The organism is Methylocystis sp. WRRC1, assembly GCF_020733155.1.
Classification (GTDB): Bacteria; Pseudomonadota; Alphaproteobacteria; order Rhizobiales; family Beijerinckiaceae; genus Methylocystis.
Window position 1 is genome coordinate 1,212,672 of sequence record NZ_JAJFZJ010000001.1, and the last position, 17,196, is coordinate 1,229,867.

The 17,196-nt window shown below is 63.6% G+C and carries 15 protein-coding genes; 8 read left to right on the forward strand and 7 right to left on the reverse strand.

Annotated elements, in window-relative coordinates; genetic code table 11:
* Window positions 1–28: 28 nt before the first annotated feature.
* Entirely contained in the window at window positions 29–496 is a 468-nt protein-coding gene (locus LG047_RS05960; RefSeq protein WP_227965926.1) for an archease, read from the reverse strand.
* On the reverse strand, window positions 496–1,056 hold the full coding sequence (locus LG047_RS05965; protein WP_227965927.1) for an HPF/RaiA family ribosome-associated protein: 561 nt from the start codon (window positions 1,054–1,056) through the stop codon (window positions 496–498). Before LG047_RS05965 ends, LG047_RS05960 begins: the two co-directional genes overlap by 1 nt.
* A gap of 144 nt (window positions 1,057–1,200) precedes the next feature.
* Between LG047_RS05965 and LG047_RS05970 the strand changes: the two genes are divergently transcribed.
* The 4 genes from LG047_RS05970 (at window position 1,201) to LG047_RS05985 (ending at window position 4,869) form a co-directional block, all read left to right on the forward strand.
* A complete protein-coding gene (locus tag LG047_RS05970) occupies window positions 1,201–1,878 on the forward strand; it encodes a dienelactone hydrolase family protein (protein WP_227965928.1) in 678 nt (225 codons plus the stop codon).
* 250 nt (window positions 1,879–2,128) lie between these two features.
* A complete protein-coding gene (locus LG047_RS05975) occupies window positions 2,129–2,626 on the forward strand; it encodes a BLUF domain-containing protein (RefSeq protein ID WP_227965929.1) in 498 nt (165 codons plus the stop codon).
* A gap of 153 nt (window positions 2,627–2,779) precedes the next feature.
* Window positions 2,780–4,291 carry a ribose-phosphate diphosphokinase gene (gene prs / locus LG047_RS05980; RefSeq protein ID WP_227965930.1) on the forward strand — a complete coding sequence of 504 codons (1,512 nt, stop codon included), beginning with the start codon at window positions 2,780–2,782 and terminating at the stop codon, window positions 4,289–4,291.
* 158 nt (window positions 4,292–4,449) lie between these two features.
* Window positions 4,450–4,869, forward strand: coding sequence for a hypothetical protein (locus LG047_RS05985; RefSeq protein WP_036285951.1), 420 nt, complete (start codon window positions 4,450–4,452; stop codon window positions 4,867–4,869).
* 65 nt (window positions 4,870–4,934) lie between these two features.
* On the opposite strand, the gene LG047_RS05990 is transcribed toward LG047_RS05985, so the two are convergent.
* On the reverse strand, window positions 4,935–5,225 hold the full coding sequence (locus tag LG047_RS05990; RefSeq protein ID WP_036289073.1) for a hypothetical protein: 291 nt from the start codon (window positions 5,223–5,225) through the stop codon (window positions 4,935–4,937).
* Window positions 5,226–5,632: 407 nt separating this feature from the next.
* Between LG047_RS05990 and LG047_RS05995 the strand changes: the two genes are divergently transcribed.
* The 3 genes from LG047_RS05995 to LG047_RS06005 are packed head-to-tail and all read left to right on the forward strand — an operon-like array spanning window position 5,633 to window position 8,652.
* On the forward strand, window positions 5,633–6,565 hold the full coding sequence (locus LG047_RS05995) for a polyprenyl synthetase family protein (protein ID WP_227965931.1): 933 nt from the start codon (window positions 5,633–5,635) through the stop codon (window positions 6,563–6,565).
* Between the two features lie 10 nt (window positions 6,566–6,575).
* On the forward strand, window positions 6,576–7,334 hold the full coding sequence (locus LG047_RS06000; RefSeq protein WP_227965932.1) for a DUF1345 domain-containing protein: 759 nt from the start codon (window positions 6,576–6,578) through the stop codon (window positions 7,332–7,334).
* A complete protein-coding gene (locus tag LG047_RS06005) occupies window positions 7,327–8,652 on the forward strand; it encodes an MFS transporter (RefSeq protein ID WP_227965933.1) in 1,326 nt (441 codons plus the stop codon). The genes LG047_RS06000 and LG047_RS06005 overlap by 8 nt, the downstream gene beginning before the upstream one ends.
* Window positions 8,653–8,818: 166 nt before the next feature.
* On the opposite strand, the gene rpoD is transcribed toward LG047_RS06005, so the two are convergent.
* The 3 genes from rpoD to nikR form a co-directional block, all read right to left on the reverse strand.
* Window positions 8,819–10,831, reverse strand: a complete 2,013-nt coding sequence (rpoD, locus tag LG047_RS06010; RefSeq protein ID WP_036289071.1) for an RNA polymerase sigma factor RpoD — start codon at window positions 10,829–10,831, stop codon at window positions 8,819–8,821.
* Between the two features lie 211 nt (window positions 10,832–11,042).
* Window positions 11,043–12,968, reverse strand: coding sequence for a DNA primase (gene dnaG / locus LG047_RS06015; RefSeq protein WP_227965934.1), 1,926 nt, complete (start codon window positions 12,966–12,968; stop codon window positions 11,043–11,045).
* Window positions 12,969–13,243: 275 nt separating this feature from the next.
* Entirely contained in the window at window positions 13,244–13,711 is a 468-nt protein-coding gene (gene nikR, locus LG047_RS06020) for a nickel-responsive transcriptional regulator NikR (protein ID WP_036285944.1), read from the reverse strand.
* 148 nt (window positions 13,712–13,859) lie between these two features.
* Between nikR and LG047_RS06025 the strand changes: the two genes are divergently transcribed.
* Complete coding sequence (locus LG047_RS06025; protein WP_227965935.1) at window positions 13,860–14,975, forward strand: HupE/UreJ family protein; 1,116 nt, start codon at window positions 13,860–13,862, stop codon at window positions 14,973–14,975.
* A gap of 64 nt (window positions 14,976–15,039) precedes the next feature.
* Here the strand turns inward: LG047_RS06025 and LG047_RS06030 are convergent, their stop codons facing one another.
* Complete coding sequence (locus LG047_RS06030) at window positions 15,040–17,073, reverse strand: alpha/beta hydrolase (protein WP_227965936.1); 2,034 nt, start codon at window positions 17,071–17,073, stop codon at window positions 15,040–15,042.
* Between the last annotated feature and the right edge of the window lie 123 nt (window positions 17,074–17,196).

Sequence of the window (17,196 nt, forward strand, 5' to 3'; positions counted from 1 at the left end):
GCTCCCCTTCGCGATCAGTCCGTTCGCGCTACACGTCGATCACGCATTGCGCGCGCCACAGTCGCGGTCGATCTTCTACAAATGCTAGTTCAGTAAAAGTGGCGCCTTTCACCTCGACAGCAGGAGAATGGCGTTCCCGGGATACTGTTTCGCCCAAAGCGCGTCCTTTCAGGTGGTAGCCTTGCGCATTTCTATCGATGACGACGGCAAAGGCGCCGAAGATCATCCGACGTTCCGCCATTTCGTAGACGATCGCGTTGAGCCAGTCGACGAGCAGGAAATCCAGATTGGGCGCCTGCACGCGGATCTCGACGCTGCGTTTGAGCCGGACATCTGCGGGATCACAGATCGCGGCAATCATCGCCAGCGCGGCCTGTTCACACGCGTCGCCAATAGTACCGCCAAAGCCGCGCACACCGATGTCGGCGTCATGAGGGAAGTGCTCCCACCGCGGCAATGACCCCGACGCGGCGTCGGCGCCGACGGCCTCGCTCATTAGATTTCACGACCGATCGGCGAAAGGCGGCTCGCTTGAGGACCGTCCTTGCCCTCCTCCTCCTTGAAGCTGACGCGCATGCCGGGCTTCAGATCATCGAAATCGGCATCCTGCACGCTGTTTCGATGGAAATAGATTTCGCGACCGTCCGCGCTCTCCAGAAATCCATAGCCGTCGGCCGTCATGATCTTCTTGATCACGGCGGACGGCGCCTCCTCATGCTGCTTCACTTTGCCCCGCATCAAGCCCACCTGGTCCTGGAGCTGACGCCGCGCGCGCTTGAACGCATCGTTGAGCGCGAAGTCGAAATCCTGGAACCTTTCGTCGAGATGAGGCGTGCGCTCGATCGCGACTTCCCGATTGTCGGGCAGCGACAGATGGACGTTTATTTCGTAGAGGCCGCCGGTCTGATGGTGGCCGCCCGGTCCTTTCACGACAACCCGACAGGAGGTTGAGCGACCATATCGCTCTTCGAGCCGTTCGATCTGGTGGATGATTTTTTCGCGTCGCTCAGCTGACGCTTCCAAACCCTGAAAATCGATCTTCGGCTGTGTTTGCATGCTCAACGCTCCCTCATTCGCCGGATGTCATGAAAAATATAGCGCGATACCAACCGCTCAGCTTGAACGGCGCGGCGATGCTTCTCACGTAATCCAGATGAAACGCGCCTGTTGGAAAAAACCGATGATGTTTTCGAGATTCGCATGACCACGAAAGATTTCAAGGTAATCAGTGTCGCAGTAGGCCAGCATGAGCTGGAGGGGTCGCTGTATTTGCCTTCCGATCCAATCGGAATTGTCATTTTCGCGCATGGAAGCGGATCGTCACGCTTCAGCCCGCGGAACATTTTCGTCGCCAAGCAACTGGTCAAATGCGGCTTCGCTTGCCTGCTTTTCGATCTGCTCACCTCGGACGAGGCGCGCGATCGGCGCAACGTCTTCGATATTCCTCTGCTCGGCGCCCGCGTCGCGGAGGCCGTAAGCTGGGCTTTGGCGAATCCGATTGTTAGTGGCGCGCCAGTGGGGCTTTTCGGCGCGAGCACCGGCGCCGCCGCAGCGCTGGTCGCCGCCGCGCAGGCGGCCCCGCGCATATCGGCTGTCGTTTCCCGTGGTGGACGTCCGGACCTCGCAGGAACGGCGCTTGGCCAAGTGCAGGCCCCGACATTGTTGATCGTCGGCGGTCTCGACCACGAAGTAATCGAGCTCAACAAGGAGGCGTTGGGAAAGCTGAATTGCGTCGCGCAATTGGAGATCGTACCCGGCGCCACTCATTTGTTCGAGGAACCGGGAACGCTGGAGCACGTTGTCGAACGCGCGGCCGTTTGGTTCCTGGAGCACATCCATGGTCCCGCCTTCGGTCGCGATGGCGCCGGGAGAGAGTGACCCCGGGAGCGCGTATGCGATGTTGCGGACGCGTCCTTGAGGGGGCGCACCCATGCACCAGACCGGCATTGTCCATTGTGCGCGGCGAATGATCGAACTATCGTTTTGTGGGCGTTGATTTGCGTTGAACTTAAGAATGCTCGAGCGATCTGCGCGCTGGAATGCATTCCTGGAACTATTTCGCGGCTCGATAGTCAAGGGCGGAGTCATGACAGACGGCGCAAAAGCTGAACAAGGAGCGCAATCCCTTGTGATCCCGGCGAAAGCCGCGCCGGCTTCGATCCATGCGCCCGACAGCAAACCGCTCCTCAAAAGTTTCGAGATTTATCGGATCGTCTATTTCAGCCGGAGCGCTCTCGTGGCTGGCCAGTCGTGCTGGACGGATGCGATCCGCGATATTCTTGCGGTCTCGCGCCGAAACAACCGCGCCGCCGGAATTACCGGCGCGCTAACGTTCAATGACCGCCACTTTGCGCAAATTTTGGAGGGAAGCAGAGCTGCGGTTGCTGATCTCTTCCAGAAAATTGCCAATGATCCTCGCCACACCGAAGTCGCCGTCGTAGAGGAAGGCTGGGTCGAAGAACGCGAATTCGCGGCATGGGCCATGGCCTATATTGAAGAGCCGGACGAAGACGAAACGCTGATTTCGAGTCAGCGGCTCGGCGAAATAATCGCAAGCAGAAGCGAGCATGGGACGGCCATCGTCGACATGATGAAATATCATTTGCGCGAAGGGGAGCCCGAATAGCGCGTGACGAAATTCGGAACTGCGAAACAACAGGCGCAAGGGATCACCAGTAGAAACACGCGTTCGCTCTCGGATGAGCAAATGTCACGAACAGCATGTCGATGGGGCGATTGTAATTCGGAGTGATGTGCATAGAGGCTTTCGATGACAACCATGGCGCTGACTGACCCGCCGCTCAAACGGCTTTTTGAACGTCTGGATTTCGCGCCGCGACCGACGGCGGCGCTCGGCGTCGTGCTGGAACGCTGGGAAGCGGCGCGCGCCGGCGTCATTGCGCCACGCCGCGAGACCATCCGCTTCTCTTCACAGGAACAGGAAGCCGCGCAATCGATATTCGTTCATCGTTTCGACGACGCAGACCTTGCGCTCATCGATGGAGAGATCGCCGCGCAGCGTCTGCTAGGCGCCTGCCGCAAGGGCGACCGTCTGAACGAGGCTGAAGACAGGCGTGGCGCTGTTCGTTTGCGTCGCTTGTTCGAGGAGGTGCGGCGCGCAAGCCAGCCGGTGCTGGCGCAATTCACTTCCGTTTCACATGGACGCGACCGCGCGATCGTCGAAGTCCTCGCTGCCCCCCTCTCGCAAAACGGACAAACGATCGACTCTGTGCTTGCGGCTGTCGCCATCAAAGCGCTGGATGTCAGCGCGCCCGCCTGGCCGTTGCTGGAACGCGCAGACGGCGCGTTTGCGCTATTTGCGCTCGACTCGGCTGTGCATTTTGGCGAAGAGATTGCCCGGACCCTCGGGGTTTCGCTTTCGCAACTCGAAGATCGCGCTTTTGAAGACCGCGAATATAAAGTTCGGCCGCTGGAGAGCGTGCGCGGACGCGATGTTTACGTCGTTTCGAGCCTGCATGGCGACGCTTTCGCAAGCAGCGCGGACAAGCTTTGCAAAATGCTGTTCTTCATCGGCGCCCTGAAGGACGCGGGCGCGACGCGCGTAACGGCGGTGACGCCTTATCTCTGCTTCGCGCGCAAGGATCGCCGCACCAAGCCGCGCGATCCCGTCACTACGCGTTACGTTGCGCAGCTTTTTGAATCGGTGGCGACGGATTGCGTCATTTGCGTCGATGTCCATAATATCGCCGCGTTCCAGAACGCCTTTCGTTGTGAAACCATCCACCTCGACGCGCAGGCGATTTTTGCGCAACAATTGATCACGGAAATCGGCGACGCGCCGGTCGCCGTGGTCTCGCCCGATCTTGGCGGTGAAAAGCGTGCAGAGCTTTTTCGCCAGCGTTTGGAGCGCATGTTGAATCGGCCCGTCGCCAAGGCCTTCATGGACAAATATCGCAGCGAGGGCCGTGTCGTCGGGGAAATTTTTGCGGGCGACGTCAATAATCGCATCGCCATCATTCTCGATGATCTCATCGCCGGCGGCGGCACGATGGCGCGCACGGCGACGGCCTGTCGCGCACATGGCGCGACGCAGGTCTGGGCGGTGGCGACGCACGGCGTGTTTGCAAGCGCTGCGCCGGATATACTTCGTGACGCGCCGATCGACAGGCTGGCGATAACGGACACGGTTCCGTTGGCTGCGACCGACAAGACCGTGGTGGCGTTGAAGGATCGCCTGATCATTGTCGGCGCGGCGAAACTCTTCGCCGAGGCGATCCGGCGCCGTCACACGAACGGGTCGATCACGGAATTGCTCGAACAAGGCCCCTGAGCCCGTCGCGAAATACGCCTTGCGGTCGGCGAAGGGCAAGCTCGGCCGGCCAAGCCAAGGTTGCGGCTTTCCGCTGGATTGATTATGCCCGCAGCCATTGTTTCGGCGCCGGTAGCAAGCCTGCCGCCTTTTGAATGCCTACGAGGAAAGGTCGTGCGATGGATCAATGGGTTGGGCATATCGCCGCTTCCGTTGGGATCGAACCCGCCGTTGCGCGTCTCGCGATCGGCCATGTCTTCGGCTTTCTGCTGAAGCAGAATCCGGATGGGCCGGCGGACGAGTTGATCGACAAGATTCCCGGCGCGCGGGAAGCCGTCGCCGACGCTGCAAAGGCCCCCCGCCGCCGCAGCCTGCTCAGCGGCGTGCTCACCGGGGTCAGCGGCATGATGGGCGGCGCAAAGGGCGACATGCTTGCGCTGACGTCCAGCCTCACCAGTCTTGGGCTTTCGGCCGACCAGCTGAAACGGCTCGCGCACGAAATCTTCGGCGGCGCCGAACTGGTCATCGGCCGCGAAAAGCTGCGGGTGATGACCGACCCGATTCCCGGCCTGTCGGGATTTCTGTGGCCCCGCGGCTAGCTGTCTACACTTGAAGACCGCAGACGAAAGCCGTCCGCGGTCTATGCTCGATGCGTCAGTCGCGCTCAGTAATTGTAATACGCCACGCAGACGCGCTGGCCGTAATAGTCCCATCCCCAGCGCGCGCAGCGCTGCGGCGGAGCGGTCGCCGCGCCGACCAGGGCGCCGCCGGCGGCGCCAATCGCAGCGCCGGCCAGCGTGCCGCCCGCGCGTCCGCCGGACGCCAGCGCGCCAATGCCCGCGCCGCCAAGACCGCCGATGACCGCGCCGCCCGCGGCCCGCTCGCCGGGAGAGTTGCACGCCATCAACGGCGCGGCGGTCGCGAGAACCGTCGTCAGCAGCAAAATCTTCTTCATGCGTATTCTCCTTTTAGGGATGACGCTCGAACTCTCGTTCCACAGAGCGACTCCGCAACGTCTCGTGACGCAACACCCGGAATCCGCCGCGCAGCCTATGTAAACGCCAAGACGCTCCAGCAGACGGAAAACCTGCCGCCAGCCGTTCATCGATTCAGGCGCCGCGCGAAGATTAGGAAATGCGAACGGCGATAGCTGTCGCAAATATGCAACACCGTCGAAGTTTGCATGGAAATGAAAGCCGCGAAAATGCCGCATCTTGGCCGCCATCACGGCGACGCTGGGGAAGTTCCCCAGCTCCGAGTCTTGGGCTTTCGCGGCAAATTTGCTAGCAGCAAAGCAGCCAGAGCAAGCGCCTCCCCATCGCAGCATGGACGCGCGACCACATATGAAGGACATGATCGCCGATGGACGCCGCCGCCCGCGCCGAGGAATTTCGCCGCCGTCTCGACCAGGCCGCAGAAGCGACCGAAGCAGCGCTGGACTCGCTGCTCGCGCCCGCGCCGCTCGCAGATGAAATCACGCGTCCCGCGCGGCTGCTCGAGGCCATGCGCTACGTTTCGCTGGGCGGCGGCAAAAGGCTTCGGCCGTTTCTGGTGATCGAGAGCGCGCGGCTCTTCGGCGTCGAGGGCGCGAGCGCGCTTCGCACGGCCTGCGCGCTGGAAATGATCCACTGCTATTCGCTGGCGCACGACGACCTCCCAGCGATGGACGACGACGATTTGCGCCGCGGCCGCCCGACCGCGCACAAGGCCTTCGACGAAGCGACCGCCATTCTCGCCGGCGACGGCCTTCTGACCTACGCCTTCGACGTGGTGGCCGACCCGGCGACGCATCCTGACGCCTCGCTGCGCGTTTCCCTCGTTCTCGCGCTCGCCCGCGCAGCGGGTCTCGGCGGCATGGTGGGAGGACAGGCGCTCGACCTTGCGGCGGAAACCGCTGCGACGCCGCTGTCGCAGGCTGAAACCATGCAGATGCAGGCGATGAAGACCGGCGCGCTGCTGCGCTTCGCCGTCGACGCCGGCGGCATCCTCGGCGGCGCGGCGCCCGCGCAGAAGAAGGCGCTTCGCCGTTACGGAGAGGCGCTCGGCGCCGCCTTCCAGATCGCGGATGACATTCTCGACGCGGAAGGCGACACCGCCGCGCTCGGCAAGCGCGCGGGCAAGGACGCTGAACGCGGCAAGGCGACGCTGGTCAGCCTGCTCGGACTCGACGCGGCGCGGACGCGATGCGACCAGCTCGTCAACGAGGCGACCACCGCGCTTGCCGAGCTGGGGCTTGGCGACGCGACGGAAATTCTCGCCGAGGCCGCGCGTTTCGTCGCCGCGCGACGCAATTGAGGGTAGTGACATGTCGGAGGGGCGCGACCCGGCGACCGTCAGAATCCCGTTTCGCCTGCCGTCGCCGCTCCAGGGCGCGCGCGCGCATTTCCGTCTGATTGTTTGCGCCGCAATCGGCGCCGTGGTTGGCATGACGTTGCCGGAAATGATCCTCGAGCCGCCGATGTGGCTCAGCCATCCTCCGATCGAATTGAGCACGGTGACGCGAAGCCTCGTAGGCTGGAATGTCGCCGTAATTCTCTATCTCGCCGCCGCCGCCCGGATCGTCGCCGGCGCGACGCGTGAAGCCATTCGCGATCGCGCGCAGCTCGCCGACGAAGGACGCGGCGCCGTCCTCTTTCTAGCGACAGCCGCCGCCTGCGTGGCGATCGGCGCGATCATCGAAGAGCTCGGTCTGGTGAAATCGTCCCCGGCCATCGAGAAGGCGCCGCATATCCTGCTGGCCGTCATCACCGTCGTGAACTCATGGCTCTTCATGCATCTCATTTTCGCATTCCACTATGCGCATGAATATTACTTCGAGCAGGCCGCCTCGCCGGAAAGGAAACGCAAGGAACGCGGCGGGCTGATTTTCCCCGGCGAGAATGCGCCGCTCTATCTGGATTTCCTGTATTTTTCATATGTGATCGGCGTCGCCTGCCAGACGGGTGACGTAGCGACCTCTTCGCCAACCATGCGCATGATCGCGCTCCTGCACGGCGTGCTGGCTTTCTTCTACAACACGACGATTTTGGCGCTGGCTGTCAATATTGCGAGCGGTTTTGTCTGAGCGCGGACCCGACAGGCAGGACGCGAACGCCGCAGCCGTGTCGGCGCGTTTGCGCGCGATCCTGGCCGGCTCCATCGGCAATCTCGTCGAATGGTACGATTTCTACGTTTACTCCGCCTTCTCGCTTTATTTCGCGGACGCCTTCTTTCCCGGGGACGATCCGGTCGCGCAAATGCTCTCGGCTTCCGGCGTCTTTGCGCTCGGTTTTTTCATGCGCCCCATCGGCGCCTGTATTTTCGGCCGCATCGGCGACAATCGGGGCCGGCGCGCGGCGCTGATGCTTTCCGTGCTCCTGATGTGCGCGGGTTCGCTCATCATCGCGCTTGTTCCGACATATGCGTCGATAGGGGCCGCGGCTCCGACGCTGTTGCTCTTTGCAAGACTGCTGCAGGGGGCGAGCCTCGGAGGCGAATATGGATCGAGCGCGACCTATCTCGCCGAGACGGCGACGCCCGAGCGACGCGGCTTCTACTCGAGCTTCCAATATGTGACGATGATCGCCGGGCAGTTGCTCGCGCTCCTCGTGCTGCTGATCCTGCAGAATTTCGCGCTCGACGATGCGGCGCTGCGCGACTGGGGCTGGCGCATTCCCTTTGCGATCGGCGCTCTTCTTGCGATCGTCGCGCTCCTGATGCGCCGCGATCTCGCCGAAACCCCCGCCTTCGAGGCGTCGCGCGGGGACCCTTCGGTCAGCTCGCTACGCGCCCTGCTTGCGCACAAGCGCGAGACCATGACGGTCGTGGGTCTTACGCTTGGCGGCACCATCGCCTTTTATGTCTACACGACTTACATGCAGAAATTCCTGAAGCTCTCGGCGGGACTGAGCGCCACGGAGACGACATGGATTTCCGCCGGCTCGCTTCTCTTCGCGCTGATGCTGCAACCCGTGTATGGCGCAATGTCGGACCGCGTCGGGCGGCGGCCGATGCTGATCGCGTTCGGCGCACTTGGAACTCTCTTCACCGTTCCACTGCTGACGGCGATATCAAATGTGCGCGACGCATGGAGCGCCTTCGCGCTGATCTGCTGCGCATGGCTGATCGTCGCGCTCTATACGTCGATCAACGCCGTCGTGAAGGCGGAGCTGTTCCCCGCCGCCATCCGCGTCACCGGCGTCGCCCTGCCCTACGCGGCGACGGTGTCGGTCTTCGGCGGCTCCGCGGAATATTTGGCGCTGTGGTTCAAGGCGCAGGGGCGCGAGAGCTGGTTTTACTGGTATGCGAGCGCTGCAATCTTCGTGTCGCTGGTTGTTTATGCGACGATGCGCGATACGAAGGAAAATTCGCGCATGGACGCCGAAACAAAAAGGGAGTCGTGAACGTCCCTTAGACCCTCACAAACTATTGAGGCGGCCTCGTCCTTCGAGACGCGAGCTTCGCTCTCTCCTCAGGATGAGGCCTATGCAAGTCTTTCAGAAGCCCCTCATGCTGAGGAGCCTGCGAAGCAGGCGTCTCGATGCACGAGGGGCGTCAGCCAAATCCTTATCAGTTATCCAGGAAGCTCCGCAGCTTCCGGCTCCGCGACGGGTGCTTTAGCTTGCGCAGCGCCTTCGCCTCGATCTGGCGGATGCGTTCACGCGTCACCGAAAACTGCTGGCCGACCTCCTCCAGCGTGTGGTCGGTGTTCATGCCGATGCCGAAGCGCATGCGCAGCACGCGTTCCTCGCGCGGCGTGAGCGAGGCCAGCACGCGCGTCGTCGTCTCGCGCAGATTCGACTGGATCGCCGCCTCGATCGGCAGCACCGCGTTCTTGTCCTCGATGAAATCGCCGAGATGCGAATCCTCCTCGTCGCCGATCGGCGTTTCGAGCGAGATCGGCTCCTTGGCGATCTTCAGCACCTTGCGCACCTTCTCGAGCGGCATGGCGAGCTTTTCCGATAGCTCCTCCGGCGTCGGCTCGCGGCCGATCTCATGCAGCATCTGGCGCGAGGTGCGCACGATCTTGTTGATCGTCTCGATCATGTGCACCGGAATGCGGATCGTGCGCGCCTGATCGGCGATCGACCGCGTGATGGCTTGGCGAATCCACCAGGTCGCATAGGTCGAGAACTTGTAGCCGCGGCGGTATTCAAACTTGTCGACCGCCTTCATCAGGCCGATGTTGCCTTCCTGAATGAGATCGAGGAACTGCAGGCCGCGATTGGTGTATTTCTTGGCGATGGAGATGACGAGACGCAGATTCGCCTCGACCATTTCCTTCTTCGCCTGACGGGCTTCGCGCTCGCCCTTCTGCACCATATGCACGATCTTGCGGAACTCGGAGATCTCGAGTCCCGTCTCGGTCGCCAGCGCATGAATTTCCGCGCGCAGATCCTTGATGCGGTCCTTCTCTTCCGCGACGAATTCCTTCCAGCCCCTGGAGCGAAGCTGCGCCACGCGCATCACCCATTTCGGGTCGAGCTCCGAGCCGTGGAACTTGTCGATGAAATCCTCGCGCGCGACGCCATGGCTGTCGGCGAGACGCAGAAGCTTGGTTTCATAGCCGATGAGACGCTTGTTGATGTCGTAAAGCTGCTCGACCAGCGCCTCGATGCGATTCTGGTTCAGCGACAGCGACTTCACATCGGTGACGATCTCTTTCTTGATCGTCTTGTATTTGCGTTCCTGCGCCGGCGTCAGCGTCTCGTTCTTGAGCTTGTTCTCGACGTTCTGATCCTGCAGACGGCGCAGTTTCTTGTAGGCGTCCGCGACGCGCGCGAAGGTTTCGAGAACCTTCGGCTTCAGCTCGGCCTCCATGGCGGAGAGCGACACCGAATTCTCCATGTCCTCCTCTTCCTCGAAGGCTTCCTCTGGCGGCGCGGCCTCTTCGGAGAGGCCGGCGGGCGGCGTGCGCGGCGCGGTGGCGGGCGCCATCTCGCCCTCCGTCTCTCCCGACGTCTTGCCGGCGGCCTTGCCGTCCGGCCCCGCGTAGGTCGCCTCGAGATCGATGATGTCGCGCAGCAGGACCTTGCCGGCCTCGAGCTCCTCGCGCCAGATGATGATGGCCTGGAAGGTCAGCGGGCTCTCGCAAAGCCCCGCGATCATCGCCTCGCGCCCTGCCTCGATGCGCTTGGCGATGGCGATTTCGCCCTCGCGCGAGAGAAGCTCCACCGAACCCATCTCGCGCAGATACATGCGCACGGGGTCGTCGGTGCGGTCGGCGGGCTCGGACGTGCGCGTCGCGACGGCGGTCGAGCGCGGGCTTTCGACGAGATCGCCGCCCTCCCCCTCTTCCTCCTCGGCCTGCTCCTCGGCCTCAACGTCATCTGGATCGTCGCCCTCGGATACGGTGATGCCCATCTCGGAGAGCATGGCGTATACGTCTTCGATCTGATCCGAGGACACTTCCTCGGAGGGCAGGACCGCGTTCAGTTCCGCATAAGTGACGAAGCCGCGTTTTTTCGCGAGCTTGATCATCCGCTTTACGGCGGCGTCATTGAGATCGAGAAGCGGCCCGTCGGCGGTGTCCACCGCCGCCCCAGCCTCGTTTTCGACCTTTTCTTCGTCTTTCTTCGCCATGAACAGCTCCACACGGGTCCCTGACCGTCCGGCTTCCGAATGCCGGCCAGGGCTCGCATATTCCGAATTTTCTAACCGGGACCGCCGCCTCCGGCCCCGTGCATCAGCGTCAGGACCGACGCGTAGCGTCCCGCTCCCGATTCGCCCCAACATCCCCGCGCGACCTTAACGTCCCGCTAACCAAACCGAGATCGCACGGCAAGACTAAAGATTATAACGTGCGAGAGTTGCGTCCGGAAAGGGTCCCGAACCCTTCCAACGCAGCCTCTGCGCCATCTAGCGCGGTCAATTGGGTTTGAATATCCCTCAGCCGCGCGGAATCTTGATCGTTTGGATTCTCTGCGAGCCGGGCTTCCACCGCGCGCAGCTCCTTATTTAACGCGCAGGAGCGGCGATGCAAGACTAAAGCCTGACGCAGGCTCTCTGCGGCGTCCGCGGGGGCGGCGTCGGGACGGACGCTCCAGATCGTCGCATGGGCGACCATTCCCGCGATGCGGGCGGCCAGATTGGCGAAGCCGCTCTCCTCCAACGACCGCCTGAGCTCGAGCCTGTCCCCGCCGCCCGCCTCCGCCCAATGCACCAGAGCGTCCCGCATGGCCGCCGCCTCGGGCGAGGCGAAATCGAGCGCGGCGATGTCGTCGACCTGCGCCGCCAGCACCTCGGGATGGTTCATAAGTATCAGTAAAATCAGGCCCTCACGAGGGGTGATCGTCGCCTTGACGCCGCGAAACAGCGGCGAATTGGCCAGCGACTGGCCAATCCGCACCGAGGCGCCGGCGGGCTCTCCCCGCCCGCCCCATTGGCGACGGCGGGCGGAAAAATCGCGGGGCGAAGCGTCCGGGCGGCGTCCCGTGAAGCGGGCCGCGCCCCGGCCAAAAAGTCGGTCCAGCCGCTCGCTCAGCTCCTGCTGGTAGTGGCGGCGAAGCGTCTCATCCGTGATCTGGCCGGCGACCTCGCGCAGGCGCCGCTCGAGCCCTGCGCGCCGTTCCGGGGTGTCGAGCGCGACGCCCTCGGTTTCCCGCATCCACAGGAGATCGACGAGCGGCAAGGGCTGGCCGAGAGCCTGCGCCACCGCGCTCGGCCCGCCGGCCCGCAAAAGCTCGTCAGGGTCCTGTCCGTCGGGCAGCAGGACGAAGCGGAGCGTGCGGCCGGGGCCGACCAGGGGCAGGGCCGTGTCTACGGCGCGGAAAGCCGCCTTCAACCCCGCCTTGTCGCCGTCGAAGCAGAGAATCGGCTCCTCCGCCATGCGCCACAGCAGCCCGCATTGCTCGGGGGTCAGCGCCGTGCCGAGCGGGGCGACGACGTGGGGGAAGCCCGCGGCCGTCAGTGCGATGACGTCGATATAACCCTCGACCGCGACGACGGCTCCAGACTCATGCGCCGCCTTGCGGGCGTTGTGAAGATTGTAGAGCGTCGCGCCCTTGTGAAAGAGCGGCGTTTCGGGGGAGTTGAGATATTTCGCCTGAGCGTCAGCCTCCATGGCCCGCCCGCCAAAGGCGATGACCCGCCCCGAGCGGTCACAGATCGGAAACATCACGCGGTTGCGGAAACGGTCGTAGGGAACGGCGATGTCCTCGCCATGAATGAGGAGCCCCGCCTCGATCATGGTTTCGACCGTGGCGCCCCTTGCGGCGAGATGGTCGCGCAGCGCATGGCGCTCGGCCGGCGCGAAGCCGAGCCGGAACTGCGCCCGCGACCGGGCGGAAATCTGCCGTCTGTCGAGATAGGCGCGCGCCTCACGTCCGGCGGGGCCGGCGAGCTGCTTCTCGAAAAACCCGGCCGCCCATTCCAGCGCGTCGCCGAGCGTGGCGCGGCGCTCGTCCTGCTCGCGCTGCTCCGGTGTTTCAACCGGCATGGGCAGGCCGGCGAGACCGGCAAGGCGCTCGACGGCCTCGGGGAAGGAAAGCCCTTCCGTCTCCATCAGAAAGGTAAAGCCGTCGCCATGCTTGCCGGAGGAGAAATCGTGGAAGAAGCCCTTCTGGTCGTTGACGTAGAAAGAGGGCGTCTTCTCGGCGTTGAAGGGTGAGAGCCCGCGCCACTCCCTGCCCTGCCGGGTGAGCTTCACCTTTCGGCGCACCACCTCGGAAACGGGCACGCGGGCCCGGATTTCGTCGAGGAAGGAGGGAGAGAAGCGCATGGTCGTCCTGCGGTCTTGGACCGCCGTTCTAGCATCCCTTCGGGGGCAATGTTAGCGGCGGGCGACCACCTCCCGTCATTCCGACAACATCGATAAAGCCTCCGACATAACCGCGAGCCTGGCGACCGGCCGCTCCAGTTTCAGCGGAAAGCCGTCTGCTCCCGTCGGTCGATGAGGCGGCTCATTACGCCAGCCTGGCAGGCGCAAGCGCCGTGATTTCCAGAACGGGCGCCGTGCAGAAGGGCGGCCCCGGTCGTTAAAAGCTCAAGAACCGATCACCCGGAATAATGGGCGTGAGCGTGACCCCGATGGGCTTGCGCGTCCACGTCATCGGAGCGCTCGGCCTCTGCGGGAACAACCACGAGCTGGCCATAGCGCACGCCGCGCTCGCCGATGATGTGGCCGGCGAAATGCTCCACTTCCGACTTCTGGCCCTTGAGCAGAGACACCTCGAGGCAGGTCGCCGCGTCCATGTGCACATGGAGCGTGGCGATCGACATGTCGGTGTGGCTGTGGTGGTCGTGCGTCAGCCGCTTGGCGAGCTGGCGCGTCTCGTGGTCATAGACATAGACGAGCGCCGCGACGCAGTGGCGCGCCGCGTCGTCGGCCTTGGGCTGCTTCAGCAAACCGGCGCGCACGAGGTCCCGCACCGCCTCGGACCGGTTCTGATGACCGCCCGCTTCCATATAATCGTCGAGGGCGCTCATCAGATCGTCGTCGATCGTCACCGTCACGCGCTGCATCGCAACTCTCCGCCGGGCCGTCGCTGGCCGCATCCCCTCTCTCTTTAACGGCGTCGCGCAGCCGCCGCAACGACGCAGGCTCCCGGTCTTGTCGGCTGCGGGCTCCTTTGGCATGGTGCGCGCCAACAAAAATCATGGGGAGCGCGTAATGACCGGGATGTGGACGAGACTGGCCGCCTTAATCTTGTTTTGCGTCGGCCTCGCCGCGCCCGCGCTCGCGCATACGCCGGACATTTCGACCGGCAAGATCGCGCCGCAGGCCAACCGGGTCTATGTCGTAGACGTCGGCTTCCTCGCCACGGACCTCGAACGCATGTTTCAGGAAACCATGGCTGAACGCTCGGATGTCGACCTCTCGCCGCCCGGCGTCCTGGAAGCGGAAATCGGCAAATTCGTCGCCAAGCGCGTCGCCATGCGCGACAAGTCGGGCCGCGCTTGCGTCGGCAAGGTCGAAAAGTCGGGTGAAGACCCCACGAACCAGGACAGCGCGCTCGTCGTTATGCGTTTCGACTGCGAGGGAACGACCGGCACGGTTTTCTATGACGCGACCCGGCTGCTGCAGGCGCAGGGCCCCAAGGGCAAGCATCTCGTCACTCTCACGGGAGCAGAGAACGCCGGAGAGACCATGCTCTATCCGACAGACCCGGCGCTCGATCTCTCCAGGCCGATGGAGACGACCGGCCAGCTGATGTGGAAGTTCTTCAAGGCTGGCGTCGAACATATCGTCACCGGATACGACCACCTCTGCTTCCTCTTCGCCCTGATCCTCTGGGCGCATCGGATCATGCCGGTGGTGAAGATCGTCACCGCCTTCACCGTCTCGCATTCGATCACGCTGTCCCTTGCGGCGCTCAACATCTTCACCCTGCCCTCCGCGCTGACCGAGGCGCTGATCGCCGCCTCGATCATTTTCGTCGCGGCCGAGAATTTCTGGTCGAAGGACGTCGACAGCCGCTGGCGCAACACTTTCCTCTTCGGCTTCATCCATGGTTTCGGCTTCGCCTCGGCGCTGACCGAAATGGGCGTGCCGCAGGGCGCCGTCGTGCCGGCGCTGGCCGCCTTCAACATCGGCGTCGAAGCGGGACAGATCGCGATCGTGATGGTCGTGCTTCCGATATTGCTCTACATCGACCGCCACACGGACGGAAAACGCCACGACAAGCTCGTCTATGGTGTCTCGCTCCTGATCGGCCTCGCGGGCGCCTACTGGCTTTGGGACCGTCTGCCCGCCGTGCTGGAGATGGTCAAGGCGATGCGGGGGTGACGCCGAAAAATGCGGTGACTCGATCCGGAGCTCATGAAGGCTCCGGATCGCTTCCTCCGGCGGCTTACGCCTTCACCCGCACATATTCGCCGGGCGCGTCGCAGATGATCTCGAGCTTGCCGCCGCCCGGCTGCCGCGCCGGAACCTTGCGCGGCGCCTGCGCCGTCACCCATTTGAGCCAGTGCGGCCACCAGGAGCCCTTGGTCTCCTTGGCGTTGGCGACCCAGTCCTCCAGCGTCCCCTTCACTGGCCCGCCGGTCAGATAATTATATTTGCCCTTGGACGGCGGATTGATAATGCCGGCGATATGCCCCGAGCCGCCGAGAACGAAGGTCACGTCGCCGCCGAAGAATTTCGCGCCCCGGTAGACTGACTGCGCCGGCGCGATGTGGTCTTCCTTTGTGGCGATCTCATAGACAGGGATTTTCACCAGCCGCAGATTGATCGTCACGCCGTCCATGACCATCTCGCCGCGGGTGATGCGGTTCTCGAGATAGCAGCTGCGCATGTAGAACGAGTGGTTGGCGCGCGGGATGCGCGTGCTGTCGGAATTCCAGTAAAGCAGGTCGAAAGCCGCGGGCTCGACGCCTTTCATGTAATTATTGACCACATAGGTCCAGATGAGTTCGTTCGGCCGCAGCATGTTGAAGGCGTTGGCCATCTTCACGCCCTCGAGATAGCCGGTCTTGGCCATGCTCTCGTCGAGCGCCGCAAGCCGCGCCTCGTCCACGAAAACCTGCAGATCCCCGGCGGCGGAGAAATCGACCTGCGTCGCGAAGAAAGTGACGCTGTCGATGCGGTCGTCGCCCTTCGCCGCCATATAGGCGAGCGTGAGCGCAAGCAGCGTGCCGCCGACACAATAGCCGGCCGCCGCCACCTTGCGTTCGCCGGTCGCCTTCTCGATGACGTCGAGCGCGGTGAGCACGCCCTCGTGCATATAGGCTTCGAAGCCCTTCTCGGCCTTGCTTTCGTCGGGGTTGATCCAGGAGATGATGAAGACCGTGAAGCCCTGCTCCACCGCCCAGCGCACGAAGCTCTTTTCCGGATTGAGATCGAGCACGTAGAATTTGTTGATCCAGGGCGGCGTGATCAGCAGCGGCCGCGCGTAGACCTCGTTGGTCGTCGGCGCATATTGGATCAGCTCCATCACGTCGTTGCGCCAGACGACCTTGCCGGGCGTAGTCGCAAGATCGACGCCGAGTTCGAATTTCTTGTCGTCGCTTTGACGGATTTTCAGCACGCCGCCGCCGGCGGAAATGTCCTCGGCGAGCATTTTCAGCCCGCGCACGAGATTTTCGCCCCGCGCCTCGACCGTGGCGCGCAGCAATTCCGGGTTCGTCGGCACGAAATTCGACGGCGAAACCGCGCTGGAGATGAGCCGCGTATAAAAGGCGGCCTTGGCGCGGGTCTGTGGATCGAGCCCCTCGGTCTTGTCGACCATCTCGCCGGCCCATCGGGAGGCAAGGAGATAGGACTGGCGCAACCAGTCGAAGAAGGGGATTTCCCGCCACTCCGGCGCGGAAAACCGCTTGTCGCCCGGCTCCGGCTCGACCACGGGCTCGACCTCCTCGCCGGTGTATCGCCGCAGGGTCTGGCGCCAGATGTCGGTCAGGCCGCTGTAGAGTTCCGCCTGCGCCGCCGCAGCGCGGTCGGGCTTCGCCAGCCAGTATTCCGCCACGACGCCAAGCGTCTTCGTGGCGTCGGCGACGCTCGCGGCAAGCTCGCTGCGCGCGCCCCCGCCGTCCGCGCTGCCGATGGCGGCGGCGAGCGCCTTTCGGCCCTGATCGACGAGCTGAGCCATGTTCTCGGCCATGAGGCCGAACTCCACGCCGGCGAGCGGGGTCTCGGTCCTGACTGATTGGGCGGGCGCGGCCGGAGCTGGCTTCTCGCCTCGCCTGGCGCCGGCTTTTGCGGCGGCCTTCCCGGCCCCCGCGGATTGAGCAGACCTGGCCTTCGCCGATGGCTTCGGCCTGGCCGCTTTCGCGCTCGCTTTCTTGCCGCTTTCGACCTTGCCGCCTTCGACCTCCGGGGCCGGCTTGGCCCGGCCGGATTTCTTCCGCCGCAGGGCCCCCGGCTCCTGCTCGCGATCAACGCTCATGCTCTTCCCTGTCCATTCAGCCGACGCGCTCGCCGGTCGGGACAAATGAGTCCCGCAAGGCAGTATGCCTACAATGCCCCGGCGCGTCTTGATCTATCCTTCGTGCGGACGCGAAAAAAGCTC

Excerpts from the sequence above, each read along its gene's own strand:
- LG047_RS05960 (WP_227965926.1), bottom strand. The coding sequence starts at position 496 with ATGAGCGAGGCCGTCGGCGCCGACGCCGCGTCGGGGTCATTGCCGCGG.
- LG047_RS05965 (WP_227965927.1), bottom strand. The coding sequence starts at position 1,056 with ATGCAAACACAGCCGAAGATCGATTTTCAGGGTTTGGAAGCGTCAGCT.
- LG047_RS05970 (WP_227965928.1), top strand. The coding sequence starts at position 1,201 with ATGACCACGAAAGATTTCAAGGTAATCAGTGTCGCAGTAGGCCAGCAT.
- prs (WP_227965930.1), top strand. The coding sequence starts at position 2,780 with ATGGCGCTGACTGACCCGCCGCTCAAACGGCTTTTTGAACGTCTGGAT.
- LG047_RS05985 (WP_036285951.1), top strand. The coding sequence starts at position 4,450 with ATGGATCAATGGGTTGGGCATATCGCCGCTTCCGTTGGGATCGAACCC.
- LG047_RS05990 (WP_036289073.1), bottom strand. The coding sequence starts at position 5,225 with ATGAAGAAGATTTTGCTGCTGACGACGGTTCTCGCGACCGCCGCGCCG.
- LG047_RS05995 (WP_227965931.1), top strand. The coding sequence starts at position 5,633 with ATGGACGCCGCCGCCCGCGCCGAGGAATTTCGCCGCCGTCTCGACCAG.
- LG047_RS06000 (WP_227965932.1), top strand. The coding sequence starts at position 6,576 with ATGTCGGAGGGGCGCGACCCGGCGACCGTCAGAATCCCGTTTCGCCTG.
- rpoD (WP_036289071.1), bottom strand. The coding sequence starts at position 10,831 with ATGGCGAAGAAAGACGAAGAAAAGGTCGAAAACGAGGCTGGGGCGGCG.
- dnaG (WP_227965934.1), bottom strand. The coding sequence starts at position 12,968 with ATGCGCTTCTCTCCCTCCTTCCTCGACGAAATCCGGGCCCGCGTGCCC.
- nikR (WP_036285944.1), bottom strand. The coding sequence starts at position 13,711 with ATGCAGCGCGTGACGGTGACGATCGACGACGATCTGATGAGCGCCCTC.
- LG047_RS06025 (WP_227965935.1), top strand. The coding sequence starts at position 13,860 with ATGACCGGGATGTGGACGAGACTGGCCGCCTTAATCTTGTTTTGCGTC.
- LG047_RS06030 (WP_227965936.1), bottom strand. The coding sequence starts at position 17,073 with ATGAGCGTTGATCGCGAGCAGGAGCCGGGGGCCCTGCGGCGGAAGAAA.